Annotated in this window: 9 protein-coding genes; 5 read left to right on the forward strand and 4 right to left on the reverse strand. The window is 50.0% G+C overall.

The annotated features are described in order from the left end of the window. Nucleotides 1–95: 95 nt before the first annotated feature. Entirely contained in the window at nucleotides 96–401 is a 306-nt protein-coding gene (locus tag AB7S66_RS09555; protein ID WP_428519429.1) for an ArsR/SmtB family transcription factor, read from the reverse strand. Nucleotides 402–567: 166 nt separating this feature from the next. Between AB7S66_RS09555 and AB7S66_RS09560 the strand changes: the two genes are divergently transcribed. After that, entirely contained in the window at nucleotides 568–1,863 is a 1,296-nt protein-coding gene (locus tag AB7S66_RS09560) for a citrate synthase (protein ID WP_428519431.1), read from the forward strand. Continuing rightward, on the forward strand, nucleotides 1,850–2,518 hold the full coding sequence (locus AB7S66_RS09565) for an HAD family hydrolase (protein ID WP_428519433.1): 669 nt from the start codon (nucleotides 1,850–1,852) through the stop codon (nucleotides 2,516–2,518). Before AB7S66_RS09560 ends, AB7S66_RS09565 begins: the two co-directional genes overlap by 14 nt. On the opposite strand, the gene icd is transcribed toward AB7S66_RS09565, so the two are convergent. The 3 genes from icd to AB7S66_RS09580 form a co-directional block, all read right to left on the reverse strand. Continuing rightward, the gene (icd, locus tag AB7S66_RS09570) at nucleotides 2,507–3,736 is read right to left on the reverse strand and encodes an NADP-dependent isocitrate dehydrogenase (RefSeq protein WP_428519435.1); all 1,230 of its coding nucleotides are present in this window, start codon (nucleotides 3,734–3,736) and stop codon (nucleotides 2,507–2,509) included. The two genes, AB7S66_RS09565 and icd, sit on opposite strands and share 12 nt — an antisense overlap. Further along, the gene (locus AB7S66_RS09575; protein ID WP_428519437.1) at nucleotides 3,736–5,673 is read right to left on the reverse strand and encodes an aconitate hydratase; all 1,938 of its coding nucleotides are present in this window, start codon (nucleotides 5,671–5,673) and stop codon (nucleotides 3,736–3,738) included. The genes icd and AB7S66_RS09575 overlap by 1 nt, the downstream gene beginning before the upstream one ends. A gap of 62 nt (nucleotides 5,674–5,735) precedes the next feature. Beyond that, entirely contained in the window at nucleotides 5,736–6,932 is a 1,197-nt protein-coding gene (locus AB7S66_RS09580; RefSeq protein ID WP_428519439.1) for an MFS transporter, read from the reverse strand. A gap of 85 nt (nucleotides 6,933–7,017) precedes the next feature. Here AB7S66_RS09580 and AB7S66_RS09585 point away from each other — a divergent pair, with 85 nt between their 5' ends. The 3 genes from AB7S66_RS09585 to AB7S66_RS09595 form a co-directional block, all read left to right on the forward strand. Further along, a complete protein-coding gene (locus AB7S66_RS09585) occupies nucleotides 7,018–7,482 on the forward strand; it encodes a divergent PAP2 family protein (protein ID WP_428519441.1) in 465 nt (154 codons plus the stop codon). Between the two features lie 70 nt (nucleotides 7,483–7,552). After that, nucleotides 7,553–8,305 (forward strand): basic amino acid ABC transporter substrate-binding protein, encoded by a 753-nt coding sequence (locus tag AB7S66_RS09590; protein WP_428519443.1) that lies wholly within the window; start codon nucleotides 7,553–7,555, stop codon nucleotides 8,303–8,305. A 140-nt stretch (nucleotides 8,306–8,445) separates the two neighbouring features. After that, a partial coding sequence (locus AB7S66_RS09595; RefSeq protein WP_428519445.1) for a transporter substrate-binding domain-containing protein occupies nucleotides 8,446–8,943 on the forward strand: 498 nt, incomplete at its 3' end.

Raw genomic sequence — 8,943 nt, forward strand, 5'->3', positions numbered from 1 at the left:
AGGATCAGGGAGTACTCAACCTTACCCAAGCAGAGAGAGAGATGTGCCTAAATCTCTTTGGCGAATATGCAGAACATGAATCCCAGAGGTACTGATCAGAGTAATTCCTGGTAATGCTCAACGCCCATGGCAAGAATGTCATGGATATGTTCATCATTGAGACGATAGAGAACATTACGCCCGTCCTTCCTGAAGCGCACCAAGCGACGGGCCCTGAGAAGTTTGAGCTGTTGGCTGATGGTACTCTGTTGCATGTTCAGTTCCTCACTGATTGCATTGACGCCTCTCTCCCCCTGTTCAAGCAGGAAGAGGATTTTCAATCGGGTGGGATCTCCGAAGACCTTAAAAAAGTCTGCAATATCGACAATTTCCTCATCAAGCGGCAATACAAATTCTTCCATGGGGCATCTCCTGGGATTGATACCTACCAGTATAACCATTACTGGTCAGAAAGAAAAGGCAAGGAATGCTTGGGTGATATATTTCCAAAACAATCAAACTAGGATACATTTCACCCACCTGCTCACAAAATACTATACGAAATGACCCCCTAAAGGAGGCTATAAAATGGATATCAAAGAAAAAGCAGCAAAACTGGTCCTTGAGGACAACGAATTCGATCTCACTGTCATCACGGACAACATGGGTGGAAAGTCAATCGACATAACCGCCCTGAGAAAAAACACTGGGTTCATCACGTATGACCCCGGCTTTGTAAATACAGGATCCTGTATGAGCAATATCTGCTTTGTTGACGGGGAGCAGGGAATCCTCCGATATCGCGGATATGATATTGAGGACCTGGTGGAGAACTGTGATTTCGTTGAGGTTGCCTATCTCCTGATCAAGGGGGAACTTCCCACACTCGCCCAACGTCACACGTATGCAGACATGCTCAATAGGCACTCATTGCTCCACGTTGACATGAGGAACTTCTTCCGTGACTATCCGCAGGAAGCCCACCCTATGTCAATTCTCTCCGCAATGGTTGCATCACTTTCTGCGTTTTATCCTGAATTGGAGGATGCCGATCCGGAAGAGAATGTTGACTTGACGGTCAGCAGACTGCTTTCCAAGATGAGAACCATCGCTGCATTCAGTTATCGACAGATGAATGGATTGGACTTCGTCGACCCTTCCTACAAGTATTCTTACTGTGAGAACTTCCTGAACATGATGTTCCTTACGCCGGTAAATGCCTATATTCCTGATCCTTTGCATGCCAGGGCATTGAACATCCTCCTGATTCTCCATGCAGACCATGAGCAGAACTGTTCCACAAGTGCTGTCCGCCTGGTAGGCAGCAGCGAGGCAAATCTTTATGCATCAGTTGCAGCAGGTTGTTGTGCCCTTTGGGGAAGCAAACATGGTGGAGCCAACCAGGCAGTCATGCAGATGTTGTTGAAAATCCATAATGAAGGACTGAGCATCGAACAGGTAATTGCAATGGCAAAGGACAAGGAAAACCCGTTCAGGCTCTCTGGATTCGGCCACAGGGTGTACAAGACGTATGACCCGAGGGCAAGGATTGCAAAACGTCTCAGCCAGCAAGTCCTGGGAGCTGACAGCCAGAGTGATCCGCTCCTGCAAATCGCCATGGATCTCGAACAGGCTGCCCTGAATGACCCCTATTTCATCGAACGCAACCTGTATCCGAATGTGGATTTCTATACTGGCATAATCTTCCACGCAATCGGGATTCCCGAGTCGATGTTCACTGTGCTCTTTGCCATGGGCCGGCTCCCCGGATGGATCGCCCACTGGCTTGAATGGAGACATGATCCGTACCAGAAGATCGGTCGGCCTCGCCAGGTCTACTCGGGCCCACACGTACGCAAGGTGGTACCGCTTGAGGACCGATAAGGCCCTGATCTTCGATTTCAATGGCACCCTGTTTTGGGATACCGAGTATCATCAGCAAGCATGGGGTGCCATCTCATTGCAACTGAGGAACAGACCACTTGCAATTGAAGAGAGTCACCACCTCAACGGAAGAACCAATGCTGAGACAATTGCCTACCTATTGGGGAGGGCTCCCAGTGAGGAAGAGGTCTTTTGTATCAGCATGGAGAAGGAGGACCTCTACAAGCATATTTGTCTCGGCCACCGTCCCCTCAGCCTTGCCCCAGGTGCAATTACCCTCTTCAAACGAGCTAAACAAGCCGGTTTTCAACTTGCTATAGCCACCAGTGCAGGAGAGGGCAACGTCCGCCTCTATGAGGCATGGTTCTCTCTCAGCGAGTACGTACCCCCCTCCTTGGTCATTCATGACAATGGAAAGAGAAAAGGAAAGCCTGAGCCAGATATCTACCAGGATACCTGCAAGGCCCTGGGCCTCAGACCAGAGGCATGTACGGTCTTTGAAGATACGAAGGCCGGCATTCTCTCAGCAAGCAGGGCGGGAATTGGGAGCATGTATGCTGTTGGAAGCCCTGGAGCCGACATACAGACAATTCAGGCCATGGAGGGTGTCCACGGCCTGATTACAGATTTTTCTGGGTTTTCCCTAGAGCAATGACACCAGATAGGAACCAAACTCCTTCGTTCCCAACCTTGTGCACTCCTTGCCTTCAGCTTCCATCAAGCGGGCAAAATCAGAGGTAACCATCCCTTCACTGATTGCTTTCTGTACAACATCGGTAACCAGCCGGGCCGCTTCTTCCCACCCAAGGTAGGAGAGCATCATCTGTGCTGAGAGTACCAGGGATAGAGGGTTTACAATGTTCTTTCCAGCGATATCAGGGGCAGTACCATGAGTTGCTTCGAAGATTGCAAAGCCGCTCTCATAGTTGATATTCGCCCCAGGGGCAATTCCGATACCACCAACCTCGGCTGCCAAGGCATCTGATACGTAATCCCCATTGAGATTGAGCGTGGCAATGACATCATAGGCTTCAGGCTTGAGCAGGATATTCTGCAGGAAGGCATCGCAGATACAGTCCTGGATGACCAGCGGCTCTTGGCCTTCCCGATCGATCTTCACACTTCCCTGCGCATCCTCTGTTGCTCCAAATTCGCGTTTTGCAAGTTCATAGCCCCACTTCCTGAATCCACCTTCGGTGAATTTCATGATATTCCCTTTATGCACCAATGTAACATTGCGTCGGTTGTTTTCCAGTGCATAGGAGATAGCACTGCGGATAAGGCGTTCGCTTCCTTCAACAGAAACCGGTTTGATCCCCAGGGCACTGGTTTCAGGAAAGCGGATCTTGCTCACTTGCATCTCCTCTTTGAGGAAAGCGATGACCTTACGAACTTCTTCACTCCCTGACTCCCATTCGATGCCGGCATAGATGTCTTCCGTATTCTCACGGAAGACAACCATGTCAATATTCTCCGGGTGTCTGACAGGGGAAGGAACTCCTTGGTAGTAGGTAACCGGGCGGAGACAGACATACAAGTCGAGAGTCTGTCGGAGGGTTACATTCAAGGAACGGATTCCCTTCCCTACCGGGGTGGTCAACGGGCCCTTGATCGCCACCTTGTACTCCTTGATTGCCTCAAGGGTCTCCTCGGGAAGATAAGTACCGGTTATGTTCTTTGCCTTTTCTCCTGCAAGAATCTCCTTCCAGGTTATCCGTTTGGTCTCTCCATAGGCTTTCTTGACTGCCGCTTCAACCACATTCTTCATAACCGATGATATCTCCTGACCTACCCCATCTCCCTCGATGTAAGGGATGATGACACTGTCAGGTACCTGCAAGGTCCCGTCTTTCATGTGTATTGCCATTTCCATCAAGCTTTCTCCTTGAGAATATTCAGCAGACCACCACCAATGAGCATCGCTCTCTGCCCTTCGGTGATATCACAGCGGAGGGTTATCTCCCTGCTCTTGGTCTTGTTCTTCAAGATAACCGTATCACCCTTGATCTGCTCTGCAATGTTCTCAATCACCAGTTCATCGTTCTGGTCGAACCGTGAGTAGTCCTCTTCATTTACGAAGGTAAGGGGGATGATGCCGAAGTTACACAGATTGTTCTGGTGGATTCGCTCTATGGAGACGGCTATAACCGCTTTCACTCCGAGGTACATCGGACAGATTGCGGCATGTTCCCGGCTCGAACCCTGACCATAGGAGGCACCGGCCACGATGAAGTTGTCCTTGCCACGGTCCTGATTCTCCGTGCAGCGTTCACTGAAATGCTCGTCGACCGGCTCAAAGACAAACTTCGAGTAGACAGGGATATTCGAGCGGTACTTGAGCCTGGCCCCAGCAGGCATGATATGGTCGGTGGTGATCTTATCCCCTACCTTGATCGTCACATACCCGTCAAGCTTCTCCTTGAGCGGGGTGTTCTTCGGTGGGTCACCAATATTGGGACCTCGGAAAATCTCAACATTACTGCCATCCTCGGGAGGGAAGATGAACATGGAGTCATCAATCAGGAACTGTTCAGGTGGGACTACCTTGGGGAAGGCAATGCCATGGGAGGAGAGAGGATCGGTGAATTGCCCGCTTATTGCACTCAAAGCAGCAGTTTCAGGACTGACCAGATAGACCTGGCCACTCTTGGTTCCGCTACGGCCTTCAAAGTTGCGGTTGCTGGTCCTGAGAGAGACCCCATTGGTTCCAGGACTCTGATGGTTCCCTATACAGAACCCACAGGCACTTTCCAGGATACGTGCACCACTGGCAATCATTTTCGCCAATGAACCATCCTTGCTGAGCATCAGGAGCACCTCACGGCTTCCCGGGGCTATTCCAAGGCTCACATGCTCTGCAACAGTATGCCCATCAAGGATTTCTGCAACTTTTTTCATATCGGCATAGCTGGAGTTTGTGCAGGAACCGATGAGGACTTGATCAACCCGTTTCCCAGCAAGCGATGCTACTGTGGCAATATTCCCAGGTGAGTGAGGACATGCTACCTTGGGCTCCAAGGCCGAGAGATCGATTTCAAACAGGTCATCATAGACTGCTCCCTCATCAGCACTGAGTGCAATCCAGTCATCTTCCCTTCCCTGCGCCTTCAGGAATGCACGTGTCTTCTCATCAGAGGGAAAGATACTCGTGGTGACGCCACATTCGGCCCCCATGTTGCAGATGGTCGAACGCTCAGGGACTTCCAGGGTCTGGACACCTACACCAGTGTATTCAAAGATACAGTTCACATTGCCTTTCACCCCGAAGCGCTCAAGAACGGTCAGGATGACATCTTTCGCGGAAACCCAAGGACGGAGTTTCCCATGGAGACGGATTTCTATGACTTTCGGGCTGATCAGATGGAAGGGTTGGCCGGCCATGGCAACCGCTACATCGAGCCCACCGGCTCCGATTGCAATCATACCAATACCACCACCGGTAGGGGTATGGCTATCACTGCCAAGCAGGGTTTTTCCCGGCTTGCCGAATCGCTCCAGATGCACTTGATGGCAGATTCCATTTCCTGGGCGAGAGAATACAACACCCTTGGCAGCGGCAACGGTCTGCAGGTAGTGATGGTCATCTGCGTTCTCGAATCCTACTTGGATGGTATTATGATCAACATAGCTCACAGCCAGCTCATTCTGGACACGCTCCAGACCCATTGCCTCAAATTGAAGGTAGGCCATGGTACCGGTGGCATCCTGTGTGAGCGTCTGGTCAATATGGATCCCTATTGGGTTTCCCCTTCCCAGTGTTCCCTCTTCCAGATGGGAAGCTAGGATTTTTTCAGTCAAGGTCTTGCTCATATTTGGGCTCCTTTTGGCGTCTTTGATATCTATTGTATACGAACTCTCGGTTGTGTGTAAAACTACTTTCCCGTAATCCTGGTCCTTTCAATGAAGAAGGCAACAAGCAATTCAACCATCACAAGGATGATGGCGGCAGTTCCAATGACAAGCAATACCCTGGAGAAAGAGAGTTGCTCGTACACACTTCCTCCCACGACTGCTCCCAGTATGGTTCCTACGGTCAGCAAGACTTCATGAATGATCATTCTCCCTGATCGGTTTACACTGCCACTTGCCCCATGGAACATACTCTGGTCATAGGCGAATGCAAACAGTATTCCGAACAACAGGAAGAAGAGTGCAAAGGGAAGCGGGGAGGAGAAGCCCATGGCAACAAGGGAGAGCACCCCAAAGAGCAGTTGCACCAGGAAGATGTATCGCTTCTTGAAGTGCCAGAACTCCAACTTTCCCAGTACCAGAAAACTCAGACAGGTTGCAACCCCACGCACAAGCAAGAGTAAGCCGGTCTGGCTTTCACTGATCTTCAGGACATCCTGCGCATAGAGAGGGAAGATGGTAAGAATGACACTCATACCGCTGTACAGGGAGATGATGCCAACCCAAGCGTAGAATCGAAGAGGCGTGCTCGCATCCTCCCTGCCATTCTCCTTGTTGTCGGCATGTTCACTCTGCACTGCCCTGATCCCCGGCACCAGAGCACTGGTTAGGGCAAGGAGAATGAATACCAGGAAGAACATGAGGATGGCAACATAGAAGGGAGTGGTGGTGGAAACCTCAACAAGAATGCCGGCAATATAGCTGGAGATACCGACGCCAAAAGACCAGGAGAAGTTGAAGGCATTGGTGACATGATTGAGCTGTGCTCCCTCCTTGCCTCTTGAGAACCAGCCCTCAATTTGTGGCCACAGAAGACTCATGAAAGCCCCATAGAACACCAAAGCAAGGTATGCAATGGAGAGTGTCCTCGTGGAGACAAAGAGCAAGACGGCAATTGCCATCCCAACCAGAGAGGTCTCCACAAGGTGGCGTGGACGGAAATGGACGGTAAACCTGCCCCCAAGCAGGCAAAAAACCAAGTATGTTGCAGTGGTAATGGAGGCGGCAACCCCGATCTGGTCCGCTCCAAGGGCGAAGACTCTTCGAAGATGGTACACGAGTGCCAGATTGACCATTGCAATGGATAGTTGGCCGAAGAATGAGGCAATATTCAGCACCCAGAATTGAATGGCATCACTTTTTTGCTGTGAAACGTACATGACTGCTCCAGAAATAATGTTGAGTGCAACTCTAGAACAAGATAGAATCTTGCGCAAGCAGGGGAAAAAAGCTACTGTATTGGGCATGAACAATGCCTTGTTGGGAAATGCCCCATTTATTTCGGCAGCACTTGCTTTCTTTATTGCACAATTCCTGAAACCTTTCATCAATGTACTCTTTGAGAGGAAGTTTATCTGGTCCATGCTCTTCAGCACAGGAGGAATGCCTTCCAGCCACACTGCTGGTGTTATTGCGCTTACCACCTCAATCGCATTCACCGAGGGTGTCGGTACGGTAGATTTTGCCATAGCTGCTTCGTTTGCCGCAATTGTCATTCATGATGCAATGGGCATTCGCAGGGCAGCGGGCAAGCAAGCTGAAGTCATCAATGAGTGGAGCAGACTCCTCAGTGACATCCATCGAGAAGGCCAGTTCACTCCCGAGAACCTGAAAACCATGCTCGGTCACTCCTTCAGCCAGGTGCTGGGAGGCGTTCTGCTCGGACTTGTCATTGGCTTGAGTACAACCTACCAGATCATGGGTCATTGACAGAGGCAACAAAGTTGCCCATTATCCAAACAAGAAAATTACAACACATGTATATGTATAAGGAAACAACATGAAGAAAACCGTAATGACAGCATTGATGGTGGCACTGGTCTTTGCACTCGTGCTTACCGGCTGCAAGAAAGAAGAGAAGAAAGAGAGCTATGTATTTGCCACCGATGCAACCTGGCCCCCACTTGAGTTTGTTGAAGATGGTACCCTTACCGGATTTGAGGTTGAACTGATACCGCTTATCGGTGAGAAGGTAGGTGTCCCCATGTCGGTGAAGAACATACCCTGGGATACCATTTTCGCCGGCCTCGCTGGTGGTGCCTATGATGGTGTTGCAAGTGGGGTGACCGTAACTGAAGAGCGGAAAGCCACCATGGCCTTCTCCTCTCCCATTCTCTCCGCTGGACAGGTCGTCATCATCCGCAATGAAGACGCAGGCAGTATCAAAGGCATTGAGGATCTGGAAGGAAAGAAAATCGGGGTCCAGATTGGTACCACCGGAGACTTTGCGTTGGAAACATATCCTGTAGAGAGAAGAGCATATGATGATATCGGACTTGCCATCGAGGATATGCTCAACGGCAATGTGGATGCTGCTGTCTGTGACTCATTGATCGCCAGTGATTTCGTACTCTCAAACGAAAACTACAGCTCACGTCTGAAGGTTGCCGGTGAACCGTTCACCCAAGAGGATATTGCAATTGCCGTACAGAAGGACAACCAGGAACTCCTGGATCTCATCAACGAGGGACTGGCAAAGGCGAAGGCCGACGGCTCCTTCGAGGCATTGAAGAAGAAGTGGAATCTGCTGTAAGCAGTTTTTATAAAATGGCAGGGAGCTTCGGCTCCTTGTTTTTTGCATTTCATTCCCCTTTTTTTGTATATTTATTCCTAAATAGTTGACAATATTTGCATATCTATGCATTATTCGCATATTACAAGAAGGAGATAATCATGAAGAAAATACTTGTTGTTGCTGCCCTGTTGCTCGTACTGTCCACTACCATGGTCTTCGCCCAGGCCCAGGCTGAAAGCGGGAAAAAATCCTATGTCTTCGCAGCCAACTGTGCTTGGCCCCCACTTGAATTCGTCGATGAGAATGGGGATATCGTTGGATTTGAAATTGACCTCGTAAACGAAATTGCAAAGGTGAATGATGTCGAGATCAGCATCGTCAATGTTGCATGGGAAGGCATCTTTGCCGGTCTGGCAAACGGCGCCTATGATGCTGTTGCCAGTGGTGTTTCCGTCACTGAAGAGAGAAAGGCTACCATGGATTTCTCCACCCCGATTCTTGTGGTAACCCAGGCAATCCTGGCTCCTGTCTCCAATACGGATCTCTCCAATACTGCAAGTCTCAACAACAAGACCGTTGGTGTACAGCTGGGGACCACCGGCCATATCTTCCTTGATGATTTCGACCAGAGTCGTGATGACTTCAGTGTAATTATC

This window comes from Sphaerochaeta sp. (assembly GCF_050178175.1).
Taxonomy (GTDB): Bacteria; Spirochaetota; Spirochaetia; order Sphaerochaetales; family Sphaerochaetaceae; genus Sphaerochaeta.

Bases quoted from the DNA above. Each gene is read 5' to 3' on its own strand.
- AB7S66_RS09555 (WP_428519429.1), bottom strand. From the start codon at position 401: ATGGAAGAATTTGTATTGCCGCTTGATGAGGAAATTGTCGATATTGCA.
- AB7S66_RS09560 (WP_428519431.1), top strand. From the start codon at position 568: ATGGATATCAAAGAAAAAGCAGCAAAACTGGTCCTTGAGGACAACGAA.
- icd (WP_428519435.1), bottom strand. From the start codon at position 3,736: ATGGAAATGGCAATACACATGAAAGACGGGACCTTGCAGGTACCTGAC.
- AB7S66_RS09575 (WP_428519437.1), bottom strand. From the start codon at position 5,673: ATGAGCAAGACCTTGACTGAAAAAATCCTAGCTTCCCATCTGGAAGAG.
- AB7S66_RS09580 (WP_428519439.1), bottom strand. From the start codon at position 6,932: ATGTACGTTTCACAGCAAAAAAGTGATGCCATTCAATTCTGGGTGCTG.
- AB7S66_RS09585 (WP_428519441.1), top strand. From the start codon at position 7,018: ATGAACAATGCCTTGTTGGGAAATGCCCCATTTATTTCGGCAGCACTT.
- AB7S66_RS09590 (WP_428519443.1), top strand. From the start codon at position 7,553: ATGAAGAAAACCGTAATGACAGCATTGATGGTGGCACTGGTCTTTGCA.